Here is a 25,544-nt window from a genome sequence, read left to right as displayed (position 1 = left end):
CCTGGCTCAAAGAACGTGCTACCCAGGATAATGACTGGTTTGTGCGAAGAACAGCAGTCGAAGAATTAGCCAAGAACTTCAAAGATGACCCTGACACCAAAACCTGGCTTAAAGAACGTGCTACTCAAGATGATGACCGGATTGTGCGAAGTGGAGCAGTCCATCAATTAGCGAAGGACTTTAAAGATGACCCCGACACCAAAACTTGGCTTAAACAACGCGCTAACCATGATGATGACTCGGTTGTACGAAGTACAGCAGTCCGAGAATTGGCGAATAACTTCAAAGATGACCCTGACACTAAAACCTGGCTCAAACAATGCGCTAACCAGGATGATGACCGGGTTGTGCGAAGTGCAGCAGTTCGAGAATTAGCCAAGAACTTCAAAGATGACCCTGACACTAAAACCTGGCTCAAACAATGCGCTAACCAGGATGATGACTACTTGGTGCGAAGAACAGTAGTCGAAGAATTAGCCAAGAACTATAAAGATGACCCCGACACTAAATCCATCCTCAAAGAATGCGCTACCCAAGATGATAACTGGTATGTGCGAAGTACAGCAATCCAAGAATTAGCGAAGAACTTCAAAGATGACCCCGACACCAAATCCATCCTCAAAGAACGCGCTACCCAGGATGATGACAATGATGTGCAAGGTGCAGCAGTCCAAAAATTAGCTAAATACTTTAAATATCAGCCTGAATTGTTTGACATTTACTACAACTGCGCTGTTGATGATTCCTTTGAGCGCAAGAAAAACAATGAACCGAATCCTCGGCGTATTGCACTGGAGATAATTATCAAGCAATTTTCTCAGCATCCCCAAACTTTAACACTGTTGCGCGATCGCGCAGAGAATGACCCAGATGAGCAAGTGCGGGAATTTGCTCAGAAGAAGTTGGCACAATTAGAGAAGTAAAAGAGTTGCAAAAATATGAACAACACAGAAGTTCGTCAGCAAATTAACCAATATCTAGATGTATTATCTTCAGAACGCCTACAACTGGTTGCTGACTTTTTAGCATATCTAGCAGATAAAGAGGGCGAAGACGCTACCCAAGAGTTGCTTGATATCCCTGGATTTATTGAATCCTTTGAAAGAGGTAAAAAAGATATTGCTGAAGGTCGGGTAAAAAACTGGAGAACAATTCGGTCTGATGTATAACGTTGTGTTATCCGCTAAAGCCGAGGAGATTTATGCTACAGCAGACCAAGCTTTAATTGCATTTGGTCAGTATCCCTCAGCATCGGCGCTAAAACAGATAAATAAATAGGTTATGATGTGCGATCGCGCTTACCAATGGGAATTCTATACTTAGCAACTATTGCTACTTCATCATTAGAACTCCAAAGGTAAATATACAATGTCCTATCAAAATATTGCAGCCGCCCTTTCGCCACAAGATATCCAAGAAATCAAAGCCGCGCTACAAAAAATCCAACAAAAGATGCCCTTTTTAGTCACTCTTAGCACTGAAGAACGGCGCAAGTTGGTAAAAATGGGCGATAAAAGCCTAGCTTTTGTAAACAATAGCGTCACTGCTGCTCAGTCTAACCGCGAAATTCTTCCAGCCACTTTTGACGTTGAAGAACTTGTCCGGGATTATCAATTAGCCACTACACTTACTGAACTTTTAATCTCAGTGCAACAACTTGCCGAACAGGTAGATGATACTCTAATGGCAGTCGGTAGTGAAGCTATGACTAGCAGTTTAACAGTTTATGACTACGTAAAGACAGCATCGAAAAAGACTCCAGGGTTAAAAACTGTCGCTGAACAGTTGGGTGAACGTTTTAAAGCTATCAAAGGTAGACCGACTAAAGCTGCATCTGGTTCTTGAGTCTTTGATACTCATTAATGAGTCTTTGAACTCCATTAATGAGTCTTTGAACTCCATTAATGAGTCTTTGAACTCCATTAATGAGGCTTTGAACTCCATTAATGAGTCTTTGAACTCCATTAATGAGGCTTTGAACTCCATTAATGAGTCTTTGAACTCCATTAATGAGTCTTTGAACTCCATTAATGAGCCTTTGAACTCCATTAATGAGCCTTTGAACTCCATTAATTGACTCAGAAGCAATTATAGAGCTTTTCTGTTAAGTGCAATACAGACGTAACCCCCAGCCCCTTCCCTTGTAGGGAAGGGGAGTAAAATTTAAAGCCTCTCTCCTTTTAGACTAGGGTGTAGACACAAGTCAAAAAATTCTCTACCCACATTTTTGTCAGAGTGAAACTGTCACACTTACCGATATCCCGCCCAGAACTGAAGTTCAGGGCTGATAGCCCAAGTCCACTTAAGTGGACTGAATTAATCATTTAGTCCACGCTTAGTGGACTTTAGCTATGAGACTCGGAATTCATTCCGAGGCGGGATAGAAACGCAGTGCCACTATATTTGGTTTTGTTGATTTCTAGCCAGTTGTAGAGCGGGAACTGAACTCTGGTGAGTGCTGTATTATTTATGTAGAGCATTTCTACAGCACTCACTTGACAACTGGCATAGCTGGGACACCAGAAGCGGAAAGTTTTACCTTATCCCACGTACAACTTCTTTACTGTCCCGTTGTGTTGATATCTCCATTTAAACTGCAACTCGAAGTCATGAAATGCCAAATTGCCAAAATAGCTTAGGGCGGTATATCATCCCCATATTCTTTTCGTGGAACAGCTAATCTTCGTCCAAGATTTTCCACTACACGCCACTCATTAGTCCAATAGCCTCTTATCCCATAGTTGACTAATGCTGTGATACCTGAAGTTACAGAGGTGTCGCAGAAGGCTCTTGCACCCTATCATTAACAGTTTTTGGTTCTACAAAAGCTTCCCGGCCTGTAATCAATCTAGAGCGACGATTACGAGTGATATAATTCCACGCCCACTGAAATACTACTAGTAATTTAGTATCAAACTCGATTAAGAAGTAGATGTGAACTAATAGCCAAAATGCCCAAGCAATGAAACCTGTGAGTTTGATTAAGCTTAAATCTACAACAGCTAAATTTTGCCCAATCATCGCCAAACTACCCACATCGTTGTAATGAAATTGTGGCAAAGTCTTACCTTGAAGGCGTCGTCGAATTAGTTTACCTACATACTCTCCTTGTTGTTTAGCTACAGGTGCGACACCTGGTAAAGGTTTAGCATCTTGATGGGAGAAGTTGGCTAAATCTCCAATTACGAAAATGTTGTCATAACCCTCGATAGACAAGTCAGGTTCTACAATTACACGCCCAGAGTAATCGCGCTCTACACCTGTAGTTTCTGCTAAGACTTTCCCCATTGGGGAACCTTGAACACCTGCTGCCCACAAGATAGTTTTTGAGGCAATTTCTGTAAATTCATTGTCTTGCTTGAAAGTAACAATATCACCTTCAATATTTGTCACCCTGGTGTGAGTGTGGAGTTCTATACCCAACTTTTGCAAAGATACTGCTGCTGATGCGGATAATTCTGGCACCATGTGTGGGAGGATGCGAGGGCCCCCTTGTAATAGTAAAATTTTCGTTTCTGAGGTGTCGATGCTGCGGAAATCTTCTTTGAGAGTTTTGTATGCCAATTCCGCGATCGCACCTGCTAATTCTACACCAGTGGGGCCACCCCCTACAATCACAAAACTCAACCAAGCCCGGCGTTTTTCGGGATCAGTTTCTTTTTCTGCTGCTTCAAATGCGCTAAATATCCGGCGACGCATTTCTATCGCATCTTCCACAGTTTTCAAGCCAGGAGCAACTTTTTCCCAGTGATCTTTACCAAAATAGGAATGGTTCGCACCTGTAGCAACAATTAATGTATCATACGGTACTACTTCATCACCCAAAATAACTTGTTGTGCTTTTGGATCAATTTTATTTACTTCTCCCAACAACACCTTTGTATTCTTACTTTTGCTAAATACAGATCGCAATGGTGCAGAAATATCAGAAGGTGATAGCGTACCTGTGGCAACTTGATATAAAAGCGGCTGAAATAGGTGAAAGTTGCGTTTATCAATGAGAGTAACATTTACATTCGCTGCATTCAAAGCCTTTGCTGCATACAATCCACCAAAACCACCACCAACGATAACAACCTGATGTGGTGCATTATTCTCCAGTGAGACTGCCATAATCAATATTTCCTTGTGTTAAGAGCTTGTAACTATTCTTAACAAAGATGTAACAGCATTATGATAGAGGTTGCTGTTTATTTAGAACAATTGAAAAAATACTAAAAGTAGTCAAAGTTAGTTCTTACCCTTCAGTTCCGGGTTGGCTTCAGCAAAGATTTGGCACACTTCGCCATTTGATAGGTACTTTTGTCCATTCTATAATTTACTGCCCAAGGAAAAGGAAACATCCCACTTTTTTGCATATCATTGCAAGCGAAAAGAAGTGAAGCGTTCCTCATCTCTACGAGACGCACTCGCGGTCGCAATGATAGTTATTCTCTCATTGGAAAATAAAAACTGGGATGCACCCCCAAAACCCCTGTTGTTTTACTCGAATGATTCAGTAATCAAATCGGATTCCTATCTTTGCAAAAGTACAATGTTTTCCTTCAACACATCTATATAATAAGATATTCACTATGAGCGATAACTATATTTTGAAACGTATATATACATACAGACAGGAAATCCTAAAAGAAAATAAAGAAATCTGTCTTTCGCCTAAGAAAATAATACTATATTAATAGTAGTAGCATATACAGAAAATCCATTCGTAGCCTCATCAAACTCATATTTGAGTGCATCTGAGTACAGCTTAATATATTGCAAAATATCTTGACTAAATCTTAGCAAAGGCTTGCAGGTAAAGTTTCTTGTAGCGAGCATAGAAATTCTTAACCCCTGCCCCAAAAATACTAGTACCCCCATCGTTAAACACTAGCACCCGTACCCCAAGATAAATTTTAAGTTTATCTTGGGGTACGAGTTTCAGGGTTTGAGTACAACCTTAATCAATTCAATAAATCCAATCAGCATTGAGTTTTGTATCGAGTTGGAAGTCACCTGATATAAGCATAAAAATAGCAGATGGCTCTTTTACCAGATAGACATTACCGATGCAACAGTCTTTAGATAGTATTAGCGATTGCCAGACTACCAAAACGCAGGATTCTGCCCATACATCCATGCTGAAAAATTTTCTCTCTGGCGTTTTTCTTGAGCCATTATTGAGTGATTTTCGCATTATTTTTGAGCGCGATCCAGCAGCACGTAATTGGCTAGAAGTGGTGTTTTGCTACCCTGGATTGCACGCGCTATGTTTGCATCGTCTTGCTCACTGGTTACATTGTCGAGGAGTGAGTTTTATCCCCCGCTTAATTTCTCATTTGGGGCGATTTTTAACAGGAATTGAAATTCACCCAGGTGCAGAGATTGGTCAGGGCGTGTTTATCGACCACGGAATGGGTGTTGTGATTGGCGAAACTGCGATCGTAGGGGACTACACGCTGATTTATCAGGGCGTCACCCTTGGCGGAACTGGTAAAGAAACTGGTAAGCGTCATCCCACAGTGGGTAAAAATGCAGTCATCGGTGCGGGTGCGAAAGTTTTGGGTAATTTGCAAATTGGCGATCGCGTCCGTATTGGCGCAGGTTCGGTTGTCTTGCAAAATGTCCCCAGCGATCGCACAGTCGTGGGAATTCCCGGTAGAATTATTTCCCAAAATCAAAACCCTAGCCTTTCTCCTTTAGAACATGGAAAGCTACCCGATGTGGAAGCAACCGTGATTCGTTCTTTGCTCTCGCGCATTGAAGAACTCGAAAAACAACTGCAAACTTTAAAAGTCAAGAGTCATTAGTCATTGGTCATTAGTCATTAGCAAAGGACAAATGACAACTGACAACTGACAACCGACAAATGACAACCGACAAAGGACAAAGGACAAATGACAAATCACGTTTTGCAGATTCCTTTGAGCGATCGCTGGCGAATCTACCACCGTTTGCAAGAGTTAAAAATTAAGAGTTCCTGTCCCCCCGATGGTTCTTTACGAGTGCAAGTAAATAATTTGCTCGAAGCGATATTGATTCGCAGTATAGTTATGCAATTTCTTGCTTCTCGTCAAGAATTATTAGAGTGGCTAGAGCGTTGTTGGCTTTACAGTCATGAGAAATGAACTATCTCTGAAAGTCCTAACCCAAGCAACACTAATCCTGAATTCATGACACAAGCATTGCATTTCATCCTCTTTGTCCATAGATGCATAAACCTATTCAAGGTTTAGAAGTTGAAGTTACTGTGTTATAGAAAAATTTGTTGCAGACTGATGGAGATTAACCAAGTTTTAGATTTTGTCCAGTCTGCTAAATCTAAAATTTTCCTGACAAGTAATGACAATTAAAAAGGCGAAATTACCAAACAAGACTGGGGATTTCTGATTTTTAATTCTTTTCAAAATTAAGAAATTGAAAGTTCAATCAATTATGGCGACTCGGAACAGAGATATAAAACTACTCAATTTTTTGCACAATGAACTTGAACTTTCAAATGCCGATATTGCTGTAGCTCTGCGACACCGTGAATTAGAAAATGGGCCACTACCGATGCTCCTCTGGCAGTATGGTTTCGTTGACTTGGAGCAGCTAGGAAAGATTTTTGACTGGCTAGCAGAACAAAGTTAGCTTCATTTGAACGCTTTAGCTTTGAGTACCATTACCTGCCTAAATTACACACCAATGCGCTAAAAAAAACTGAGGTTACTAAGATGATTACATCCTTAATTGCTGGATTCTGTGTTTTACTTTGTTCAGGATTTGCTAATAGCTATATCAGTTCATTGCTAATCGAAGAAATTACAACTGACATCGGTAAAAACGAATAGTAAATTATACATGCTTTTAGTTCCCTGCCATACAGATGTGAAGCTGATAATCGGTCAATAATTAAGGATCATGTATCCTACATTATGAATTGTGATATTTTTAGCATTTGCCATCGCTGGGAATTGTAGAGAGAAAGGTTATTAAGAATACTTCCAAGAGAGGGATATTTGCAATGAATCAAATCATAATTAATGACACAACATTACGTGATGGCGAACAAGCAGCAGGTGTTGCTTTTACCTTAGAGGAAAAAGTTGCGATCGCTAAGTTTCTTGATGCCATTGGTATACCCGAATTAGAAGTCGGTATACCGGCAATGGGTGACGAAGAAACCCGTGCGATCGCCGCAATTTCTAACTTGGGTTTACAAGCAAAACTCCTGGGCTGGAACCGCGCCGTCATCTCAGATATTAAGGCTTCTATCGCTTGCGGACTCAACCGGGTGCATATTGCGATTCCCGTCTCTGGTATCCAAATCGCCGCCAAATTCCACGGTCAATGGCGAGTCAGTTTGCAAAAGCTTAAAGACTGTATTAGCTTCGCTGTCGATCAAGGTCTTTGGGTAGCAGTCGGCGGAGAAGATTCTTCAAGAGCTGATGAAAACTTCCTTTTAGATGTAGCGCTTTATGCTCAAGAATGGGGTGCATCCCGGTTCCGCTTCTGCGACACTGTAGGAGTTCTCGACCCTTTCAGCACCTACACTAAGGTCAAACGGCTGGTTTCAGCTTTGATGATTCCCCTAGAAATCCACACCCACAATGATTTTGGTTTGGCAACTGCCAACGCACTTGCGGGTATCAAAGCCGGAGCCTTATCAGTGAATACCACAGTTAATGGATTAGGTGAAAGGGCGGGAAATGCAGCTTTAGAAGAAGTTGTCATGGCGATCAAACGCATCTACGGCGTTGATTTGGGCATCAACACTCCCAACTTGCTGGAACTGTCTCAACTAGTTGCAGCCGCATCAGGTGCAAGTGTACCACCCTGGAAAGCGATCGTTGGCGAAAATACCTTTGCTCACGAATCTGGCATCCATGCTCACGGAGTAATGCAAAACCCCATCACTTACGAACCATTTGCTCCCGAAGAAGTAGGTTGGGAACGACGTTTAGTAGTAGGTAAACATTCTGGACGGCATTTGGTTGCAAACTTGCTAGAACAGCATGGAATTTTCTTGAACTCCCAAGAAACGCAGACTGTTTTAAATGCAGTGCGCCACCAATCGGTACAGAAAAAACGCAGTTTGACGACAGAAGAACTATTGAATTTGGTCAGAGAACAGAGGTACTCTCATGCAACGTGATGAATTAGAGCTAAACTTGCCACCTGCTTTTGAAATTGGTCAAAAAGTCAGAGTTCGGAAACTGCTTAAGAACGATGGTACTTTTCCTGGTAAAGAAGTTGGGCAAGTTTTAGTAAACAAAGGGGATATCGGCTATATAGCGAGTATAGGCACATATTTGCAGACTTCCTATATTTATGCTGTGCATTTCTTGGAAACAGGGTTCGTCGTTGGCTGTATGAAAAAAGAACTAGAATCTGTTGAGGAATCTCATGAAAGTAATGCTACGGATGAATGATGCCGGTACTTTAGTAGTTTACGTTGCTAAAAAAGACCTTGAAGAAGAAGTCGTCAAACAAACCGATGGAAATGATGGCAAGGTTCTCACCCTAGCAAATGGTTGGGAATTGGAATTTCGTGATTTGCCAGACACAGCAAATTTACCTCAAACAGTAGAAGCTAAACGCCTCGCATAAAAATAGTTAGGAGTTAAGAGTTATGAGTTAAGAGTTATAAATATTTAACTCCTAATTCCTCACTCCTAACTCCTCACTTTTAACTCCTAATTCCTCACTCCTAACTTTTTATCAATCATGGGTGACAAGTATTTGACGTTATCAAAATTGAACCTTGAGGGACAGTTACTAGGTTTTGTTGGTGGTGAACCAGGAAAATATAAATATTTGCAATTGGCGGTTCCATCTGGAAATGTGGAAATTAAACTGCCTAAAGATTTACGCCGTTTACTAAGTTCATCCTTAGTTCCTGGACAGCAAGTTCGCGTTTGTGGTCATAGTGAGGTAGATTCGCGCACAAGTAAAATTAAAATTAAAGCCTATCGAGTGACACCAATTGATGCGTGTCCAAAGCAAGATTTACCACCTCAAATCAAAGCGAGGATTATGGTATGTCAAAAGGGCGGTTGCCTCAAGCGTGGTGGTAAAGGCTTATTATCAGAATTAGAAAAAACTTTGTGCGATCGCGGTTTGTTAGACAAAGTTACCATTGAACATACAAGTTGCCAAAAATGCTGTAGCAGCGCTCCCAACTGTGTTTTACACCTTGGTAAAAAGAAATACAAGAATATTCATCCAGAAGCGATCGCAACTTTGCTAGAAAGTCACTTAACAGAGTAATAATCTTCTCTAGCTATTCTTAAAATAATACGCAAGTTTGTAGGGGTAAAAATTTTACCCCTATTTGTTGTAAGTATCGTCTATATAGCACCCTTGTCAAACTGCGATCGGCTAAGTTATAACTGCTGCAACGTTAGTAATACCAAATACAAACAGAACTTATAAAAATTTCCAGTAGTCTTGTTCCATCAGGACTACAAGCTTAGTTATTGTGTATAACTTTTCTGGAATTACCTTAAATACTTAAAAATAAATGTCTTTGTTCACAAATTTACTCAATCTGCATTCGCCGAGCAAACCGCGCGAAGATTTTTTTACTGAGATTGTTGCTTATTTTCTGTCCCTGAATAATGATATTTTACTTGGTTGGCTAAAACATCACTCAATCATTAGTGATGATAATTATTCCAGCATCAAGATTTCAACCCAACAAGAACACAAAGGACTGGAAAGGCATACTGAAGATAGTAGATTGGACATTGTAGTTGAACTTTCAACTGGTTTAAGCACAGATGTAATATTTATTGAATCAAAAATTGGCGCTAAGGATGGAAATAATGCTTTAAAAAAATATGCTGATATCTTGAGTAATTTACCAAATATCAGACATCGAATTTTAATTTATATCACCCGTGATTATGACTCAAAAGAAGAAATCAAAACTCCAGCATTTAATTTAGAGCCAAAAGTAAGTTTTTATCAATTGAGGTGGCATCAATTTTATGCCTACTTACAACAATATGCGACTGATATCTTAGTACAAGAAATATTAATCTTCATGAGGAAAAATGGAATGTCTCACACTAATCAATTTTCATCGGTTGACTTATTGACAATGGTGAATTTTAACAAAACTCTCAATCTCATGGAATCAACTCTTAATGAGGAAGTTCAAGCTAAATTTATTGCAAGTTTTGGAGGTGTTATCAAAGGTGCAGCAAGTAGGACTCAATGGAAATGGGACGAGAGATATATTATTTACACTCACTTTTCTCCCTCCACATGGGACTTCTGGTGTGGTCTTGGATACTTCGATTTAAATCCAAGTAATTTAACTGATTATCCATATTTAGGTATATTTTTGCAGGTTTCTCATAAGTTTGCACAACGCCCAAAAATTATTGAATCTATGCAAAAAATAATTAACGATAAACCCAATCTATGGACTCCTAGTAATTTAAAAGTTTTACCAGCATGGTCAGGTATATTTTATCGCAAAAGCTTACAAGAGTTTTTATCTGAAAAAGACCAGTTATCTGCTATTAAATTATTTTTCCAAGAGTCAATAAAGGAATTAAAAACGGTTCAGGAACAATATTTTGATTTTCCTTGGAAGGGTGTAAGTATAGAAGCAACTACAGAAGCTGATAAAGAAGAAGATCAAGATATCTTATCAACTTCTATCGGTGGAGTTTAATCAGCTACAGCTATATTAAAATAAAAATAACTCTGCATTCTCGTAGTTGTTATGAGCCTTACCACTGCTAAACGCTTTACTATAGCTGAATATCACCGTCTAGCTGAACTCGGCTTCTTTGAGGAGAATGAACGAGTTGAGCTAATTAAGGGTGAAATAATCCAGATGGCAGCAAAAGGTACACCGCACTCTGTTTGTAAAACACGCCTAGAGAGAGAATTATATAAGCTAGTAAGCGATCGCGCAACCTTGCGAGGACAACAACCAATTACTTTGTCTAACAACAGTGAGCCTGAACCAGATAGAGTAATTGCAAAAAATAGAGATGATGACTATCTAGCAAATTATCCCAGCCCATCTGATATTTTACTCTTAATTGAGATTGCCGATTCATCTTTAAAATATGACCAAGAGGAAAAGCTACCTATTTATGCAGAAGCAGGTATCTCTGATTATTGGATATTTAATTTAGTAGATAATTATCTTGAGTGCTACAGCGAACCTTATCAAACTTTGCAAGTTAAATTTGGCTATCGTCGCAAGTTTATTTATCTGCCAAATGAATCAGTTAATCTGCCCTATTTTCCTGATTTAGTTGTAGATTTATTTAAGGTGTTTCCAGGTTAAGATATAAGGCGCTAAGTCTAAGAAAAAGCAACTGCGGGTCTATTCTTCAAACGTTGATATTGTACGAATAGGTTCTTTAGGAATTTCTGGTAATTCCAAGTCTCCCAAATTCGCAAAACGCTGCTCAATCATATTAGCTAAGTTTAAGGGCTGTTCGTGATTTTGTATTAGAGCCATACAAAGAATTTTTTTGGCTTCTTCTAGGAACGACCATGTTTTTCTGCTCGTTTCTCTAGGCGATATTTGATGTCATCATCAAGATTAGATATTGTAATATTGTTCATAATCATTCCTCATATTACTTTTTAAATCAAACTTTCCAAGGCGTGTTGTAAATCATTAGTTACATCAGCAACAGCTTGTCTAGCAGCCAAACGGTTTTCTTTATACGCTGGGTAATGCTCAGAAATAGATATAGGTTCGCCTACAGTAATTTTTACTTTTTGCTGACCCAATTGTGGACGCTGTACACCTTTATCGCCTTTTATTTTAGCAATCATTTGCCATAAAATTAAAGTCGTCTCAGCAAACCTTTCTACCGTCGGTTTCTCACGAATATAATTACCAGAAACAGCCACAAAGCTTTCTACTAAACGCATGTGCCACATCCGCGCATTTGCTTCTTCAGCAACGCGATCGCCTAAAGCTTTCTCTACAGCAGATATTCCTTTTACATCCTTAAAATCTTCTCTAAATATATAATTCCACCCAGCTTGTTCTACACGCCGACAACGGTCACTTAAAGTACCTTTTGACTGCAAATAAAAATACTGCTCTGATATTAGTAGTGCCGCATTTAATAAAGCTTGCAAACGCTCTGCTAACGCTTCATTTCTATCTTCAATTTCTCCTACTACTGTTTTGATATCTGGCAGCTTTAGATGATAAAAACGCGTGTAAAATTTTTCCATAAGCGAAAGTAAATGTTCTGCCAAAGTCAACATCCGGGGATAAAGCGACTCTATAGAAGCGTTTTTTGCTTCATTCACAGGTAAACCACTAGCCGCTTCCAATTCACTTAAAAGATTAGCGATCGCATCCCAAGGAGGATCAACGTAACTATATTTAATCCCAACTGGTACAATTAGAACCTGTTGGTCGCGTCCAGCTTTGTGCAAATCTTCAGCACACCAAAAGCCTAATTGGGCAATACCAGGTTCTAGGGGGCTAATATTCTCTGATAAACCATTGGTAGCACCCTCTGGCGCAGCAGCCATCGGAAATTTCCCATTGGCGAACAAGTCACGCGCCGAACGTAACCCTGTCCAGTCAGCCTTACCTCGCTGAATCGGAGTACCACCTAAACGAGAAGCAATCCAGCCGACGTAGGAACCTGCCCATAGAGGAATGCCGCGATCGTAGATAAAATGAGCGTGAATTGGAAGTTGTAGCGCTGTACCTTGCGATCGTGCTACCTTTGGCACGAGTTGAGACAGCAAGTAGGCCAAACAAAACGGATCGTCTGTTTTAGGATGGCGAAATGCCAGCATAAAACGGATCTTACCCTCCTGAAACTGGCGATAAAGATCCACTAAAACCTCTACGTTGTCTGCTTCAATCTGGGTAATAGGTGTTTGCCAGTTTATCCAACTGGGTAGCAACAGATGGACAAATCGTAGAACTAAGGGGTTAAACGCTGGAGGAATAAATTCTAAGGGTGGCTGTGCTTGATAAATTACTTCTGCCAAAGTAGTTTTCTCCTAAAGGAAATGGGGAGTGGGGAGTAGGGAGTGGGGAATGGGGAATGAGGAAGATGAGGGAAAATAACCAATGCCCTATGCTTACAAGTAAAAATGAAAAATAAATAACGCTGTGTACTTTGTACTTCATCCTTAATACTTCATACTTTAGTTGACATAGAAATTAGTGATCAAAGAAAGGCTATAAACGATGCGACTGTCACAAATGTTATTCGTTACACTCCGGGATGATCCGGCTGATGCTGAGATTCCTAGCCATAAATTATTACTCCGTGCAGGCTACATTCGTCGCATCGGTAGTGGTCTTTATGCTTATTTGCCTTTAATGTGGCGGGTACTGCAAAAAGTTTCCCAGATTGTGCGGGAAGAAATGAACGCTACAGGCGCACAAGAATGTCTTTTGCCACAATTACAACCAGCTGATTTATGGAAGGAATCGGGACGCTGGGACACTTACACTAAAGCTGAGGGGATCATGTTTTCCCTAATTGACCGCCGTGAACAACAATTAGGATTAGGCCCAACTCATGAAGAAGTAATCACAGCGATCGCTCGTGATATGATTCGCTCTTATCGCCAACTACCCCTGCATCTCTACCAAATTCAAACCAAATTCCGCGATGAAATTCGTCCCCGCTTTGGTTTAATGCGCGGACGGGAATTTATCATGAAGGACGGCTACTCTTTCCATACCGATGAAGCCAGCCTTAAAGAAACTTATCAGGATATGTATAAAGCCTACAGCAATATTCTGCGACGTTCTGGTTTAGCTTTTCGGGCAGTGGAAGCTGATTCTGGTGCAATTGGCGGTTCTGGTTCCACAGAATTTATGGTTTTGGCAGAAGCTGGTGAAGACGAAGTTCTCTACACTGAGGATGGTAAATACGCCGCTAACGTAGAAAAAGCTGTTTCTTTACCAATTGACGCCGAAACCTCACGGTTTACAACCTACGAGAAACGGGATACACCTGGAACAGAAACGATTGAAAAGGTCTGTCAACTCCTCAACTGTTCTCCCACTCAATTAGTGAAAAATGTCCTTTATCAGACAGTTTATGATAATGGTATAACGGTGTTAGTTTTGGTGAGCATCCGAGGCGATCAGGAAGTTAATGAAGTCAAATTGCAAAATGAATTGACTAAATTAGCTCCTGAGTATGGCGCTAAAACTATTATTAGTTTGAATGTACCAAATGTAGAAGCCCAGCAAGCATGGACAGCTAAATCTCTACCTTTAGGCTACATTGCGCCAGATATCGCAGATGAGTATATTACCGCCAATAAACAGATCCATCCCAAGTTTTTGCGCTTAGTGGATCAAACAGCCGTTGATTTAAAAAATTTTGTTACAGGCGCGAATGAAGCTGGTTATCACGTAGTTGGTGCTAATTGGGATGAGCAATTTACAGCACCAAAGCAAGTAGTAGATATACGGAAAGCAAGACCAGGCGATCGCGCCATCCACAATCCAGAACAAACTCTCTTGAGCGCCCGTGGAATTGAAGCAGGTCACATCTTCCAATTAGGTACTAAATATTCCCAAGCGATGGGAGCAACTTATACCAATGAACAGGGTGAAGAAAAGCCGCTATTTATGGGTTGTTTTGGCGTGGGTGTGTCACGATTGGCACAAGCTGCCGTAGAGCAATCTTACGATAAAGATGGGATTATTTGGCCAGTTGCGATCGCACCCTACCACGCGATCGTCACAATTCCTAACATTAAGGATGCTCAACAAATCGAAATCGCCCAAAAACTTTACACAGAACTCAATCAAGCAGGAATTGAAACCCTACTAGATGACCGCGATGAACGGGCTGGAGTGAAATTTAAAGATGCTGACTTGATAGGCATACCTTATAGAATTGTAACCGGACGAGCGATCGCTAATGGCAAAGTCGAAGTTGTAGAAAGAGCAACCCGCAACTCTCAAGAAATTGTCATAGAGGAAGTTACAACTACACTTCATAAGTGGATTACCGCCGCTACTCAGGTAAAAAATTAAACACAAAATTTACGCAGAGGAATCAATACTTTACTTTGCGTTCCTCTGCGTTTTACTCAGCGTTCCTCTGCGTTATAAATTTAATCTTCAATCATCTCCAAAAAGAATGATATTTACATAATTTGGCAGGTGACGAATTAGAAATATAAATTCTAAAATTGAATCAGGGACTTGCAGAATTAAAAATAATAGCCTCCTCCAGGTAGCAGGAAACTCTTCAGTTATAAGTATCGTCCTTAACCAGGCTGCTCCTCAATAACTACTATATCAGCCCTCAGTCAGGAAGGTTTTGAACATGAAAGGCCAACAAGGATCTAATCGTATTTCTTCAGGCGCAATTGCAGCCGTGTCAGCAGTGGTTGTAGCGGTGGGTGGCGGTGTGGCTTGGTTTACTTCCCAATCCAACAATACACCCATACCATCAAACCCGTCTGGGCGCATCGAACAGCCAGCACAGCCATCAACTAGGCAGCCAGCTAATGAGCAAACCCCTAACGTTTATTGGCTAAAACCAACGGACAAAAATGTTACTTTAGTCCCCCAGCCTGTTAGAGTCGCTTCTATCCGAGCCAACCAGCCTTTAGAAGCAGCTTTTCAAAGTTTGTTAGCAGGCCCAACAGAAGGGACAGATTCCACAACCATCCCTAAAGGAACCAAACTTCTGGGGCTGAAGGCGGAAAATGACGAAGTTCACGTTAATTTATCTGAAGATTTTACCAGTGGTGGTGGAAGCACATCAATGATGGGCCGCGTAGGACAAGTTGTTTATACTGCGACAACTTTAAATCCCAAAGCCAAAGTGTACATTGACGTGAACGGCAAACCGTTGGATGTATTAGGTGGTGAGGGTGTAGAGTTACAACAGCCACTAACTCGTGAAAGCTTTGATAAAAACTATCCCCTTTAAAAAAGTTAGGAGTAGAGACGCGATTAATCGCGTCTGTGCAGAAGTGAGAAGTTTTAACTCATAACTCATAACTTTCTTAGAATTACCGTTTGCTATTTAACACACGAAAATTACGGGCTTGCTGTTCTAACCTTGTGGCAAGGCGATCGCAAACCCGATTACACAAATCAAAAATCATTTCATCTTCCACCCGGTAATAGGCGCAAGTTCCTTCACTGCGGCGGCTAAGGATACCTGCTTGCCACATTACCTTCAGGTGTTTTGATACATTTGCCTGAGAAGTCTGTGTTGCCTCTACCAACTCTTGCACGCATTTTTCTTCATCCCGTAATAAGTGGAGCAGCCGCAGGCGCATCGGCTCACTTAACAGACTGAAGTATTCAGCTACTTGTTGCACCACTTCTGGCGGTAAAGGCAACGTTTGTTTCATCAGGATTAACCAGCAAGGACTGAAGTTTTAACGATGACTCATTTAGGATGACTCATTTCATATATAGATTAATACTTAATCAGGGTTAATTCGCATCAAAGGTTGACCATATTCTACAGCGTCGCCATTTTGGAGAAGAATTTCCATCACCTGTCCAGAGACTTCGGCTTCGATTTCATTCATCAGCTTCATCGCTTCAATGATACAGACAGTTTGACCCTTGCGGACGCGATCGCCCACTTCCACAAATGCCGCTTCCCCAGGTGCAGGAGCGCGATAAAACGTTCCCACCATTGGGGAAGGCACTTCTACTAATCTCTGGTCAAGGGTTGAGGGGGGATTTACTGACAACTGCAATTGTGTGCTAGTACCAGTATTCTCAAACACACGAGATGTGGACACCTCCGTTACCTGACTAGTGTTCACCTGGTTTCCCCCAGATAAACTCGATGTCGAGCCAGAACCCACCACACCGCCGAAGGTCGCTTGACCTACCGACAACATCTGATTGCTGACGCTCACAGCCTTACGGACTGTTAGTTCAAAATCATCGCTTTTGAGCGTCACTTCTGCAATATCTGTTTGGGCGATAGTTGCCAGAAGTTGGCGGATTTCATTAAAGTCCAATGGCACAGTTTTTATTACCTCGACCTATCCGTAAATTAGCATCTTAAGTGTGGCAGGGATTAAATCCCTATGTAGGGATTTCCATCGGGAACAAGCATCTCCGTAGAGATGAAAGTTATTCCCTGCTGATATATTTATCTTCCTGGGTATCAACTTTGATGCGTTCTCCTTGGGAAATAAACAAAGGAACCATCACAACTGCACCAGTTTCCAGAGTCGCGGGTTTTGAGCCACCGGTAGCAGTGTCACCTTTTAAACCTGGATCTGTTTGTATAATTTCCAGAACCACAGACTTAGGCAATTCTACTCCCAGCACCTGGTCACCCCACTTAATAACTTCAGCTTCCATACCTTCCTTCAGGTATTTGACGCGATCGCCAATTTGTGCGCGGGTCAATCTGCCTTCTTCGTAGGTTTCCATATCCATAAAGACGAACTCATCGCCCTCTTTATAGGTATGCTGCATCGTGCTTTTTTCTAGCGTGGCTTGCGGCAATGTTTCCCCGGCTCGGAACGTTTTTTCCATCACGCTGCCACTTTGGACATTTTTTAACTTAGTTCGGACAAAGGCGGAACCTTTGCCTGGCTTGACGTGTAGGAATTCAAGCACTCGCCATACAGACCCATCTAATACAATTGAAACACCGGGTCGAAAGTCGTTACTGGATATCATGAAACTTTCAAATTTTGGAAGACAATCGGCATTTATTGTACCCTTCTAGGGTCGTCATTGGGCATTTGTCATTAGTCATTAGTCATTTGTCATTAGTCATTAGTCATTTATCCTCCGCCCTTAACGTGGGAAGATTATTGATGGGTTACGTCCAGTCAACAATTTAATGCTGCATTTGAGTTATCCCATGCTTAACTTATTAAAATCCTGGCTGAAGAACAGCCTAATGGCAATACTGCTGGTAACAATATTTTTAGGCATAACTACAGCTGGGTGGACTCCCTCCAGTAGCGCCGCACTGCCATCCGGCAATGCAATTACCGACGGTAAGGCTTTGTTGCGGTATGCACTCCCGATAGATAACAAACCTGTACGGCAACTACAAGCCAGTTTAGAGGACATCTCTGCCCAACTGCGGGCAAATCGGCGGTGGAGTGCTATTTCCAAGGACATCAGCAAAGCATCCCGCATTCTCGATAAACCCTCCCAAATCTTAACAAGCGTTCCCCAAGAACGCCAACCCCAAGCCGAAGCTTGGATTACCGAGTTGAAATCTGGGGTGGGAAAACTGGAAGAATTGGCGAAGAGTAAAGATAAAGAACAAATTTTGGAAGAGAGAGGCAAACTTCTGAATCTCGTTACTGGGTTAGAAGAGTCAATGGTGAAAGAATTCCCCTTTGAAGTGCCTGCCCAATACAGCAACCTACCACAACTTAAAGGTCGTGCCACAGTAGAAATCAAAACTAACAAAGGCGATTTGACCCTGGTAGTAGACGGTTATAGTGCCCCTGTCACTGCCGGTAATTTTGTAGATTTGGTGCAGAGGGGTTTTTATAATAGCTTAGAATTTACCCGTTCTGAAGAATCTTACTTTCTACAAACTGGAGATCCAGAAGGTAAAGACGTGGGTTTCATTGATCCAAACACAGGTAAATATCGCTCTATTCCCTTAGAAGTCTTAGTTCAGGGTGATAAAGCACCTACTTATGGCATTACTCTAGAAGAAGCTGGTCGTTACGTTGATATGCCAGTTCTACCTTTTTCTGCCTTTGGTGCAGTGGTGATGGCTCGTCCCGAAAGTGAAGTGAATGGTGGATCTTCACAATTCTTCTTCTTCCTCTTTGAACCAGAACTCACCCCCGCCGGACGCAACCTATTAGATGGTCGCTATTCCGTTTTTGGCTATCTCACCGAAGGCAAAGAAGTTTTGGATAAACTGAAGGCGGGTGACAAAATTGAATCGGCAACAGTCGTTCAAGGAATAGAAAATCTGGTTGAGCCGCAAGCAGCGTAAGAAGAGAGTAGGGGAGAAAAATTCCTGTACAGACGCGATTAATCGCGTCTCCCCTGATTCAGATTCCCGGCGGTGAACACTTGATCAACAGTGATCGCTAATTCTGGAAAAGTCCGTGATACAATTTGCTGATTAGCAGTAAAAACTGTTTCTTCGTAAAATCCATCTTCCAGTAATAACACTGTAATCTTCCCTTCTAGAGGATCTACAATCCAATATTCAGGAACCTCTAAGGCCGCATATTCAGATCGCTTATGGCGATAGTCCCGTTTCACCGACTCAGGACTAACCACCTCGACAATTAGTAACGGCGGTGACTCAAATACTGCTGAGGCATTCAACAATTCTCTGGCTTGTTCCACTGTCACTACACACAAATCAGTCAACCTAGATTTATTTCTACCCGTTCTCACCCCACTTTCCCGAAAACTCAGCCAAGTAGAATTACAACGTTTGATTTCTGCTTTCAAGGCAGTATCCAAAAAATCGACAATCAGAAAATGTTCAATAGTTGGTGGGTTCATTAGCTCTAGCTTGCCATCCACCAATTCATAATGTAAACCGTTGTCATCATCATAGGTTAAGTACTCCTCAAATGTGATGCTGGTTACTGGTGTTGTTACCATCCCAACTGACTCCTAGACGATACCCTTATCTTAAACACTAAAACAAATCATCAGTTTTCTTCGTAATTTTGCAACACGAAAAACCGATTGTGAACAGTGAGTTATCTTCTCAACAAGTAAAAGACATTGGTGAACAAGGTCTTTTAAAAAAATTGCAGCGCTTTTGTCCTCCAGAAATGATCGGCGATGATGCAGCAGTGCTGGTGACTGCACCAGGTCAATCTTTAGTAGTGACAACAGATGTGCTGATTGATGGCGTGCATTTTAGCAATGTAACCACTTCCCCAGAAGATGCTGGTTGGCGGGCTGCTGCTGCCAATTTATCAGATTTAGCAGCAATGGGTGCTTCCCCATTGGGAATTACCGTCGGGTTGGGGCTACCCGGTGAAGTTAGGGTAAGTTGGGTTGAGCGGCTATACCAGGGAATGACAGAATGCCTGCAAAAATACAATACCTCAATTGTCGGGGGTGATGTGGTGCGATCGCCTGTGACTACTCTGGCAATTACTGCTTTTGGTCAAGTTTACCCCGATCAAATTATCCGCCGTTCTGCTGCTGTTGTGGGAGATGCGATCGTTGTTACAGGCGTTCATGGAGCCTCAAAAGCTGGCTTAGAACTGCTCTTACATCCCGAATTAGGACAAGACCTCAACGACGAAGAAAAGATGGCTTTAATCTGCGCCCACCAACGCCCACAGCCACGATTAGATGTCTTACCAATCCTCTGGAAAATTTTAACTTCTGATTCCCAACTCCCGCCTGCTGGTATGGATAGCAGCGATGGTTTGGCAGATGCGATTATTCAAATTTGCCGCGCCAGTGGTGTTGGCGCTGTGCTAGAACGAAGAGAAATTCCTATACCAAAAACTTTTAACCATTGGCTGACACAAGAGCAAGCGCTGGAATATGCTCTATATGGTGGCGAAGATTTTGAATTAGTGCTGTGCTTACCACAAAAGTCAGCATCAGTTTTAGTCCAACATCTTGGTCAAGGTGCTGCGATCGTAGGCAGCATTACTTCGGGATCAACAGTAGTATTGCACGACCAACAAAAAAAATTCCCTGACCAAGTTCTAAGTCTTAGCCAGGGATTTCAACATTTTGGTCAATAGTCCTTTGTCATTTGTCCTTTGTTATTTTTCTAATGACCAACGACTAATGACTTATGACTAATAACAAATTATTGCCACTTTGCGGCTACTAATTCTGCCAAATCCAAAACTCGTTGGCTATAACCCCACTCGTTGTCATACCACGCCATAACTTTTACAAGGTCATTGCCCATAACCAAAGTCAAGCTAGCATCAACAATCGAAGAAGCATCACTACCTTGATAATCGGAAGATACCAGTTCTAGTTGGCTATAGTCCAAAATGCCTTTGAGTGGCCCTTCGGAAGCATCTTTGAGAGCTTGGTTAACTTCTTCAGTAATAGTACGCTTCTCAACCTGAACAACGAAATCTACCATTGAGACGTTCGGGGTAGGTACGCGCAAGGCAACACCATTTAGCTTGCCTTTGAGGTCTGGGATAACCAGCGCCACTGCTTTTGCTGCACCAGTAGAGGTGGGTACAATGTTTATCGCTGCTGCTCTGGCCCGTCGCAAATCCCGGTGAGAAGCGTCTAGCAAGCGCTGGTCACCTGTATAACTGTGGGTGGTGGTCATCGTGCCTTTGATGATGCCGAACTTATCATTCAACACCTTGGCGATTGGTGCCAAGCAGTTGGTAGTACAGCTAGCGTTACTGATAATGTGGTGTTTGTTGTGGTCATAGTCGTGATGATTCACACCAACGACAAAAGTGCCATCCTCGTTTTTACCAGGAGCGGTAATCAGAACTTTCTTGGCTCCAGCATTTACATGCTTGAGCGCTCCTTCTTTGCTAGTAAATACCCCGGTTGCTTCGATAATTAGGTCAATTCCCCACTCTTTCCAGGGCAAGTTTTCTGGGTTGCGATCGGACACGCACTTAATGGTCTTACCGTTAACGATGATAGAGTTATCATCGGCACTAATCTCAGCACCCTTGATCTTCCCTAGCATCGAGTCATACTTCAGCAGATGAGCATTGGTTCTAGGGTCTGATGTGTCATTAATGGCCACAAGGTCGATTTGACTATTCTCTCTACCCACCCAGCAGCGTGCAAAGTTACGTCCAATCCGCCCGAAACCGTTGATTGCAACTCTAATCACAGTGTCTTGCCCTCTGTATTTATGCTTATATGTTGATATCGTTGACCCCAATCATATCGCAAAGGGGGGGGGCACTTTTAACGATAAAGTGTTAGATCAATAAAAAAACACATAATTTATTCAGATTTGTTCGAGTAGAGATTGTTGTTAGTGATATATGATCTAACCGATTCCGGGACTAAATAACGAATTGATTGGCGTTTGCGGCAAAATTTGCGAATTATACTTGACGAAACTCCTACTAAAGGTATATCTAAGAGTTGCCACTGAATGGTAATTAACTGCTCCCTCAGTTGTTGCTCCACCTGCTTGCAGATTAATTTGCTTTGAGTTATAGTCTCACCACCTAGCACTCGGGGTGCTATTAACCAATCACACATTTGTGCTAGTTCGTGTCCACGGTACCAACGGGGTAAAGTTTGGAAAGTATCCAAGCCTACGATCCAGTACCAGTGAGTATTTGGGTAAGAAGCAGATAAGTCTATCAGGGTGTTAATGGCATAGGAAGTCCCAGAGCGATTTGTCTCCACTAATGAGACAGTAAACGCTGGGTTATCTTCTATGGCTAATTGCAGCATTCCCACACGATGCTCAAACAAAGCTGCTTGTTTGTGCGGAGGATTTAGGGATGGCACCCAAATTACCTTTTCAAGGGATACTTGATGCAAAGCTCTCTCGGCTACGAGCAGGTGTCCGCAATGAATTGGATCAAATGTGCCACCAAAAATTGCTAGTTGCTCCATCCAGTTATGCGTGGATTTTATGCAATTGAAAAATAGTTTCATTACCAATGTACTATTGTAGTCAATTCATGCCTAGACTGGATGCAATTTAAAATCAGCTTTACTAACAATGTATGATGTAGCCAATTCCAGTAAGGTAGCCAAAAAGATGTATTTGACATTACAAGAATTTCTTTCCCGATGCGACCAAAATTTTCAGAATAATCTTAAAAACAGTTTAGAAATAGTAAAAACCTCCAACCAAGGTAAAATCATTCTGAACGAGCAAAACCAGAGCAGAAATATCATCTGGCCATCAAACATAAACATGATTAAGGGACAGTTACGGTAAAAATCAAATTCCTGTTATGATACGCGTGTCATTTGTGATTATGGTGTGGTGTGGTGTAAAAGGAGCAAGAAATGACTAATTCTGTAGATTTTAGTGGTAGACCATTTCATTTCATTGGCATCGGTGGTATAGGTATGTCTGCTCTGGCATACGTTCTCGCCAAGCGTCAATTTCCAGTATCAGGTTCGGATCTTCGTCCTAACCACATTACGCACAAATTGGAATCTATCGGCGCTCATATTTTTAGTAGACAAGAGGCAAGCAATCTCGAATTCTTTCGTCCTCAGGTATTAGCGAATGCAGTAGTATTAAATTCGCAAGAAGAATTACCTACTGCTACTAACTCAATACTGCCTCAAGTCATTTGTTCAACAGCAATTAACACGAATAATTTAGAATACAAAGCAGCGCTAGAATTAGGTTGTCCAATTTTACATCGTTCAGATCTACTGGCAGCTTTAATTGCCGATTACCACAGTATTGCAGTCGCAGGAACACACGGCAAAACTACAACCAGTAGCATGATTGGCTATATGCTTCTGGAAGCAGGTCTAGACCCAACGATTTTAGTTGGTGGCGAAGTCAATGCTTGGGAAGGTAATGCTCGATTGGGACAAAGCCAATATTTGGTAGCCGAAGCAGATGAATCTGATGGTTCCTTGGTAAAACACGCTCCAGAGATTGGTATCATCACCAATATTGAACTCGATCATCCAGACCATTACGAGACACTAGAAGAAGTCATTGACATCTTCCAGACATTTGCTAAAGGTTGTAAAACGTTAATAGGTAGCATTGATTGTGCTACAGTACGCGATCGCTTGCAACCCACAATTAGCTATAGCTTATACTCAGATACCGACGCTGATTACAGCGTTACTAATATTGATTATCGTGCTGATGGCACCACGGCTCTAGTTTGGGAAAGAGGCAAAGCTTTGGGCGTATTGAAGTTACGCCTGCTAAGTCGGCACAATCTCAGCAATGCCTTAGCAGCAGTAGCTGTTGGTCGCGTCTTGGGCTTAGAATTTGGAGAAATTGCTAAAGGTATCGCCACCTTTGAGGGAGCAAGACGCCGCTTTGAGTTCCGGGGTGAAGTCGATGGTATTACCTTCATCGATGACTATGCTCATCATCCTAGCGAGATTCGCGCTACTCTTGCCGCAGCCCGCTTACAAGCAAGACCAGGACAAAGAGTGGTTGCCATCTTCCAACCTCATCGCTATAGCCGTACACTCACCTTTTTAGAAGAATTTGCCGATTCCTTTACCCATGCTGATTTGGTTGTGCTGACTGATATTTACAGTGCAGGTGAACCAAATTTAGGACAAATTACTGGTGAACATCTAGCGGCGGAAATTGCTAAACAGCATTCTCCTGTAGTTTATCAACCAACATTACCCTCAGTGTGTGAGTTCTTGCTGCAAACACTACGCCCAGGAGACTTGGCGCTGTTTTTAGGGGCTGGGAACTTGAATCAGGTGATTCCTGAAATAATTACGACACTTTGCGAACCTGCTAAAGCCACATCTTAAGTGGAGACTTTGCGAAGTTTTATTTCTGAGCAAAGCACCCGTCTAGCAACGGTTCCATAAGTTAACTCTATTACCGTATCTTTGCGGTAAATAAATGTAAAAATTTTACCAAAAAAAGTAAAGATGACCATTTCCCAGGCAGCTGGAAACGTCTGCACAGTTTCTGCTTTGAATACAAAGAAACCCCAAACAACTAATTCGGTGGAGAGTGAAGTAATTTACTTACCCAATACTGATTGTGCGATTAAGTCCCAGGCTTACTTGTCAGCGTTTACTTCCTATCGAGTTGGGGGAGCAGCTGATTTGTATGTTGCCCCCCGAAACTTAGAAGCACTGCAAGCCAGTCTTAAATACGCAAAAGAACGTAATTTAAAGGTGACAACACTGGGAGCAGGTTCTAACTTGCTAGTGAGCGATCGCGGTATATCAGGCTTAGTTATTGCTACTCGTCATCTCCGTTTCAGCAACTTTGACCCCCAAACCGGTCAATTAACCGTTGCTGCTGGAGAATCAATTCCTAGCTTGGCATTGGCGGCAGCAGAATTAGGATGGCAAGGATTGGAGTGGGCTGTTGGCATCCCTGGAACAGCCGGAGGTGCGGTGGTGATGAATGCAGGGGCACATAATAGCTGTATCGCAGATATGTTAGTTAGTGCCCAGGTACTTTCACCCGATGGTACGTTGGAAACTCTTACCCCCGATCAGTTAGGTTATAGTTACCGAACTTCATTATTGCAAGGTGGCGATCGCATAGTCACCCAAGCCACATTACAACTCGCACCAGGTGCAGACCCAGCAAAAGTTGTGGCAATCACCAAAGAACACAAAAAGCATCGCTTGAGCACCCAACCATACAACTTCCCCAGTTGTGGAAGTGTGTTCCGCAATCCCAAACCTTACAGTGCTGGCTGGTTAATTGAACAAACTGGTCTCAAAGGCTACCAAATTGGTGGAGCGCAAGTAGCACAACTCCATGCTAATTTCATCGTTAACCGTGGTGGAGCAAAAGCTAGTGATATCTTCTGTCTCATTCGCCATATCCAACATCAAGTACAAGAACGTTGGTCTATTAATTTAGAGCCAGAAGTCAAAATGCTCGGAGAGTTTCAAGGTGCTTGTGGATAGGGAATGGGGAGTAGGGAGTGGTAAGTGGGGGATGGGGGAACAGGGAAGCAGGGCAGCCAGAGAGAGAAATAACTGA

The 25,544-nt window shown here is 42.0% G+C and carries 28 protein-coding genes; 18 read left to right on the top strand and 10 right to left on the bottom strand.

The genetic code is table 11. From position 1 onward, the window contains the following. The 3 genes from LC608_RS13000 to LC608_RS12990 all read left to right on the top strand — a co-directional run. A partial coding sequence (locus LC608_RS13000; RefSeq protein WP_229553946.1) for a HEAT repeat domain-containing protein occupies nucleotides 1–923 on the top strand: 923 nt, incomplete at its 5' end. A gap of 15 nt (nucleotides 924–938) precedes the next feature. Then, nucleotides 939–1,169, top strand: a complete 231-nt coding sequence (locus LC608_RS12995; protein ID WP_229553945.1) for a hypothetical protein — start codon at nucleotides 939–941, stop codon at nucleotides 1,167–1,169. Nucleotides 1,170–1,368: 199 nt separating this feature from the next. Further along, complete coding sequence (locus LC608_RS12990; RefSeq protein WP_229553944.1) at nucleotides 1,369–1,845, top strand: hypothetical protein; 477 nt, start codon at nucleotides 1,369–1,371, stop codon at nucleotides 1,843–1,845. Nucleotides 1,846–2,766: 921 nt separating this feature from the next. Here LC608_RS12990 and LC608_RS12985 read toward each other — a convergent pair. After that, nucleotides 2,767–4,113: an NAD(P)/FAD-dependent oxidoreductase gene (locus tag LC608_RS12985; protein WP_229553943.1), complete on the bottom strand. Its 1,347-nt coding sequence runs from the start codon at nucleotides 4,111–4,113 to the stop codon at nucleotides 2,767–2,769. 938 nt (nucleotides 4,114–5,051) lie between these two features. Here LC608_RS12985 and cysE point away from each other — a divergent pair. The 9 genes from cysE (at nucleotide 5,052) to LC608_RS12940 (ending at nucleotide 11,278) form a co-directional block, all read left to right on the top strand. Beyond that, entirely contained in the window at nucleotides 5,052–5,792 is a 741-nt protein-coding gene (gene cysE, locus LC608_RS12980) for a serine O-acetyltransferase (protein ID WP_229553942.1), read from the top strand. Between the two features lie 87 nt (nucleotides 5,793–5,879). Continuing rightward, nucleotides 5,880–6,110 carry an Asr1405/Asl0597 family protein gene (locus LC608_RS12975; protein WP_229553941.1) on the top strand — a complete coding sequence of 77 codons (231 nt, stop codon included), beginning with the start codon at nucleotides 5,880–5,882 and terminating at the stop codon, nucleotides 6,108–6,110. 307 nt (nucleotides 6,111–6,417) lie between these two features. Further along, nucleotides 6,418–6,615 (top strand): DUF2949 domain-containing protein, encoded by a 198-nt coding sequence (locus tag LC608_RS12970; protein ID WP_100900487.1) that lies wholly within the window; start codon nucleotides 6,418–6,420, stop codon nucleotides 6,613–6,615. Between the two features lie 373 nt (nucleotides 6,616–6,988). Further along, nucleotides 6,989–8,119 carry a homocitrate synthase gene (nifV, locus tag LC608_RS12965; RefSeq protein WP_229553940.1) on the top strand — a complete coding sequence of 377 codons (1,131 nt, stop codon included), beginning with the start codon at nucleotides 6,989–6,991 and terminating at the stop codon, nucleotides 8,117–8,119. Beyond that, on the top strand, nucleotides 8,109–8,396 hold the full coding sequence (locus tag LC608_RS12960) for a nitrogen fixation protein NifZ (protein ID WP_229553939.1): 288 nt from the start codon (nucleotides 8,109–8,111) through the stop codon (nucleotides 8,394–8,396). Before nifV ends, LC608_RS12960 begins: the two co-directional genes overlap by 11 nt. Further along, complete coding sequence (gene nifT, locus LC608_RS12955; protein ID WP_100900485.1) at nucleotides 8,371–8,574, top strand: putative nitrogen fixation protein NifT; 204 nt, start codon at nucleotides 8,371–8,373, stop codon at nucleotides 8,572–8,574. The genes LC608_RS12960 and nifT overlap by 26 nt, the downstream gene beginning before the upstream one ends. 117 nt (nucleotides 8,575–8,691) lie before the next feature. After that, a complete protein-coding gene (locus tag LC608_RS12950) occupies nucleotides 8,692–9,234 on the top strand; it encodes a (2Fe-2S) ferredoxin domain-containing protein (RefSeq protein WP_229553938.1) in 543 nt (180 codons plus the stop codon). Between the two features lie 253 nt (nucleotides 9,235–9,487). Next, a complete protein-coding gene (locus LC608_RS12945) occupies nucleotides 9,488–10,651 on the top strand; it encodes a PD-(D/E)XK nuclease family protein (RefSeq protein ID WP_229553937.1) in 1,164 nt (387 codons plus the stop codon). A 51-nt stretch (nucleotides 10,652–10,702) separates the two neighbouring features. Beyond that, nucleotides 10,703–11,278 carry a Uma2 family endonuclease gene (locus LC608_RS12940; RefSeq protein ID WP_229553936.1) on the top strand — a complete coding sequence of 192 codons (576 nt, stop codon included), beginning with the start codon at nucleotides 10,703–10,705 and terminating at the stop codon, nucleotides 11,276–11,278. Nucleotides 11,279–11,317: 39 nt separating this feature from the next. On the opposite strand, the gene LC608_RS37265 is transcribed toward LC608_RS12940, so the two are convergent. From LC608_RS37265 to LC608_RS12930, 3 genes are read right to left on the bottom strand one after another with little or no spacing between them, the layout of a single operon-like run. Beyond that, nucleotides 11,318–11,455 (bottom strand): hypothetical protein, encoded by a 138-nt coding sequence (locus tag LC608_RS37265; protein ID WP_308189866.1) that lies wholly within the window; start codon nucleotides 11,453–11,455, stop codon nucleotides 11,318–11,320. Between the two features lie 23 nt (nucleotides 11,456–11,478). Further along, the gene (locus tag LC608_RS37525) at nucleotides 11,479–11,568 is read right to left on the bottom strand and encodes a hypothetical protein (protein WP_374108395.1); all 90 of its coding nucleotides are present in this window, start codon (nucleotides 11,566–11,568) and stop codon (nucleotides 11,479–11,481) included. A 15-nt stretch (nucleotides 11,569–11,583) separates the two neighbouring features. Beyond that, nucleotides 11,584–12,966 carry a 1-acyl-sn-glycerol-3-phosphate acyltransferase gene (locus LC608_RS12930; protein ID WP_229553935.1) on the bottom strand — a complete coding sequence of 461 codons (1,383 nt, stop codon included), beginning with the start codon at nucleotides 12,964–12,966 and terminating at the stop codon, nucleotides 11,584–11,586. Nucleotides 12,967–13,168: 202 nt separating this feature from the next. Between LC608_RS12930 and LC608_RS12925 the strand changes: the two genes are divergently transcribed. Both LC608_RS12925 and LC608_RS12920 read left to right on the top strand, forming a co-directional pair. Continuing rightward, a complete protein-coding gene (locus LC608_RS12925; RefSeq protein ID WP_229553934.1) occupies nucleotides 13,169–14,983 on the top strand; it encodes a proline--tRNA ligase in 1,815 nt (604 codons plus the stop codon). Between the two features lie 295 nt (nucleotides 14,984–15,278). After that, nucleotides 15,279–15,890 (top strand): GerMN domain-containing protein, encoded by a 612-nt coding sequence (locus LC608_RS12920; protein WP_229553933.1) that lies wholly within the window; start codon nucleotides 15,279–15,281, stop codon nucleotides 15,888–15,890. Between the two features lie 82 nt (nucleotides 15,891–15,972). On the opposite strand, the gene LC608_RS12915 is transcribed toward LC608_RS12920, so the two are convergent. The 3 genes from LC608_RS12915 to efp all read right to left on the bottom strand — a co-directional run bounded on the left by LC608_RS12915 (nucleotide 15,973) and on the right by efp (nucleotide 17,620). Beyond that, a complete protein-coding gene (locus tag LC608_RS12915; RefSeq protein WP_100900476.1) occupies nucleotides 15,973–16,320 on the bottom strand; it encodes a metalloregulator ArsR/SmtB family transcription factor in 348 nt (115 codons plus the stop codon). A gap of 75 nt (nucleotides 16,321–16,395) precedes the next feature. Beyond that, entirely contained in the window at nucleotides 16,396–16,953 is a 558-nt protein-coding gene (gene accB, locus LC608_RS12910; protein WP_229553932.1) for an acetyl-CoA carboxylase biotin carboxyl carrier protein, read from the bottom strand. A 109-nt stretch (nucleotides 16,954–17,062) separates the two neighbouring features. Beyond that, nucleotides 17,063–17,620: an elongation factor P gene (efp, locus tag LC608_RS12905; protein ID WP_196523208.1), complete on the bottom strand. Its 558-nt coding sequence runs from the start codon at nucleotides 17,618–17,620 to the stop codon at nucleotides 17,063–17,065. A 187-nt stretch (nucleotides 17,621–17,807) separates the two neighbouring features. On the opposite strand from efp, the gene LC608_RS12900 reads away from it, so the two are divergent. After that, nucleotides 17,808–18,914, top strand: coding sequence for a peptidylprolyl isomerase (locus tag LC608_RS12900; protein ID WP_229553931.1), 1,107 nt, complete (start codon nucleotides 17,808–17,810; stop codon nucleotides 18,912–18,914). Nucleotides 18,915–18,952: 38 nt separating this feature from the next. On the opposite strand, the gene LC608_RS12895 is transcribed toward LC608_RS12900, so the two are convergent. Continuing rightward, complete coding sequence (locus LC608_RS12895) at nucleotides 18,953–19,540, bottom strand: Uma2 family endonuclease (protein WP_229553930.1); 588 nt, start codon at nucleotides 19,538–19,540, stop codon at nucleotides 18,953–18,955. Nucleotides 19,541–19,629: 89 nt separating this feature from the next. Between LC608_RS12895 and thiL the strand changes: the two genes are divergently transcribed. Next, the gene (gene thiL / locus LC608_RS12890; RefSeq protein ID WP_229553929.1) at nucleotides 19,630–20,652 is read left to right on the top strand and encodes a thiamine-phosphate kinase; all 1,023 of its coding nucleotides are present in this window, start codon (nucleotides 19,630–19,632) and stop codon (nucleotides 20,650–20,652) included. A 68-nt stretch (nucleotides 20,653–20,720) separates the two neighbouring features. Here the strand turns inward: thiL and LC608_RS12885 are convergent, their stop codons facing one another. Together LC608_RS12885 and nadD are read right to left on the bottom strand one after the other, a co-directional pair. Further along, entirely contained in the window at nucleotides 20,721–21,734 is a 1,014-nt protein-coding gene (locus tag LC608_RS12885) for a type I glyceraldehyde-3-phosphate dehydrogenase (protein ID WP_229553928.1), read from the bottom strand. Between the two features lie 116 nt (nucleotides 21,735–21,850). After that, nucleotides 21,851–22,477, bottom strand: a complete 627-nt coding sequence (nadD, locus tag LC608_RS12880; protein ID WP_229553927.1) for a nicotinate (nicotinamide) nucleotide adenylyltransferase — start codon at nucleotides 22,475–22,477, stop codon at nucleotides 21,851–21,853. Nucleotides 22,478–22,879: 402 nt separating this feature from the next. Between nadD and murC the strand changes: the two genes are divergently transcribed. Together murC and murB are read left to right on the top strand one after the other, a co-directional pair. Beyond that, nucleotides 22,880–24,343 (top strand): UDP-N-acetylmuramate--L-alanine ligase, encoded by a 1,464-nt coding sequence (gene murC, locus LC608_RS12875; protein ID WP_229553926.1) that lies wholly within the window; start codon nucleotides 22,880–22,882, stop codon nucleotides 24,341–24,343. Nucleotides 24,344–24,466: 123 nt separating this feature from the next. After that, a complete protein-coding gene (murB, locus tag LC608_RS12870) occupies nucleotides 24,467–25,468 on the top strand; it encodes a UDP-N-acetylmuramate dehydrogenase (RefSeq protein WP_229553925.1) in 1,002 nt (333 codons plus the stop codon). Nucleotides 25,469–25,544 lie beyond the last annotated feature (76 nt).

The organism is Nostoc sp. XA010 (genome assembly GCF_020829625.1).
Taxonomy (GTDB): domain Bacteria; phylum Cyanobacteriota; class Cyanobacteriia; order Cyanobacteriales; family Nostocaceae; genus Nostoc.
The sequence above is the reverse complement of the archived record's forward strand: the minus strand, read 5'-3'. Positions and strand labels throughout refer to the sequence as shown.

Excerpts from the sequence above, each read along its gene's own strand:
- LC608_RS12900 (WP_229553931.1), top strand. The coding sequence starts at position 17,808 with ATGCTTAACTTATTAAAATCCTGGCTGAAGAACAGCCTAATGGCAATA.
- nifT (WP_100900485.1), top strand. The coding sequence starts at position 8,371 with ATGAAAGTAATGCTACGGATGAATGATGCCGGTACTTTAGTAGTTTAC.
- LC608_RS12995 (WP_229553945.1), top strand. The coding sequence starts at position 939 with ATGAACAACACAGAAGTTCGTCAGCAAATTAACCAATATCTAGATGTA.
- LC608_RS12940 (WP_229553936.1), top strand. The coding sequence starts at position 10,703 with ATGAGCCTTACCACTGCTAAACGCTTTACTATAGCTGAATATCACCGT.
- nadD (WP_229553927.1), bottom strand. The coding sequence starts at position 22,477 with ATGGAGCAACTAGCAATTTTTGGTGGCACATTTGATCCAATTCATTGC.
- LC608_RS12915 (WP_100900476.1), bottom strand. The coding sequence starts at position 16,320 with ATGAAACAAACGTTGCCTTTACCGCCAGAAGTGGTGCAACAAGTAGCT.
- LC608_RS12985 (WP_229553943.1), bottom strand. The coding sequence starts at position 4,113 with ATGGCAGTCTCACTGGAGAATAATGCACCACATCAGGTTGTTATCGTT.
- LC608_RS12945 (WP_229553937.1), top strand. The coding sequence starts at position 9,488 with ATGTCTTTGTTCACAAATTTACTCAATCTGCATTCGCCGAGCAAACCG.
- nifV (WP_229553940.1), top strand. The coding sequence starts at position 6,989 with ATGAATCAAATCATAATTAATGACACAACATTACGTGATGGCGAACAA.
- LC608_RS12975 (WP_229553941.1), top strand. The coding sequence starts at position 5,880 with ATGACAAATCACGTTTTGCAGATTCCTTTGAGCGATCGCTGGCGAATC.
- efp (WP_196523208.1), bottom strand. The coding sequence starts at position 17,620 with ATGATATCCAGTAACGACTTTCGACCCGGTGTTTCAATTGTATTAGAT.
- LC608_RS12970 (WP_100900487.1), top strand. The coding sequence starts at position 6,418 with ATGGCGACTCGGAACAGAGATATAAAACTACTCAATTTTTTGCACAAT.
- LC608_RS12925 (WP_229553934.1), top strand. The coding sequence starts at position 13,169 with ATGCGACTGTCACAAATGTTATTCGTTACACTCCGGGATGATCCGGCT.
- LC608_RS12950 (WP_229553938.1), top strand. The coding sequence starts at position 8,692 with ATGGGTGACAAGTATTTGACGTTATCAAAATTGAACCTTGAGGGACAG.
- LC608_RS12895 (WP_229553930.1), bottom strand. The coding sequence starts at position 19,540 with ATGGTAACAACACCAGTAACCAGCATCACATTTGAGGAGTACTTAACC.
- LC608_RS37525 (WP_374108395.1), bottom strand. The coding sequence starts at position 11,568 with ATGATTATGAACAATATTACAATATCTAATCTTGATGATGACATCAAA.
- murC (WP_229553926.1), top strand. The coding sequence starts at position 22,880 with ATGACTAATTCTGTAGATTTTAGTGGTAGACCATTTCATTTCATTGGC.
- LC608_RS12990 (WP_229553944.1), top strand. The coding sequence starts at position 1,369 with ATGTCCTATCAAAATATTGCAGCCGCCCTTTCGCCACAAGATATCCAA.
- LC608_RS37265 (WP_308189866.1), bottom strand. The coding sequence starts at position 11,455 with ATGGCTCTAATACAAAATCACGAACAGCCCTTAAACTTAGCTAATATG.
- LC608_RS12960 (WP_229553939.1), top strand. The coding sequence starts at position 8,109 with ATGCAACGTGATGAATTAGAGCTAAACTTGCCACCTGCTTTTGAAATT.
- LC608_RS12920 (WP_229553933.1), top strand. The coding sequence starts at position 15,279 with ATGAAAGGCCAACAAGGATCTAATCGTATTTCTTCAGGCGCAATTGCA.
- cysE (WP_229553942.1), top strand. The coding sequence starts at position 5,052 with ATGCAACAGTCTTTAGATAGTATTAGCGATTGCCAGACTACCAAAACG.
- murB (WP_229553925.1), top strand. The coding sequence starts at position 24,467 with ATGACCATTTCCCAGGCAGCTGGAAACGTCTGCACAGTTTCTGCTTTG.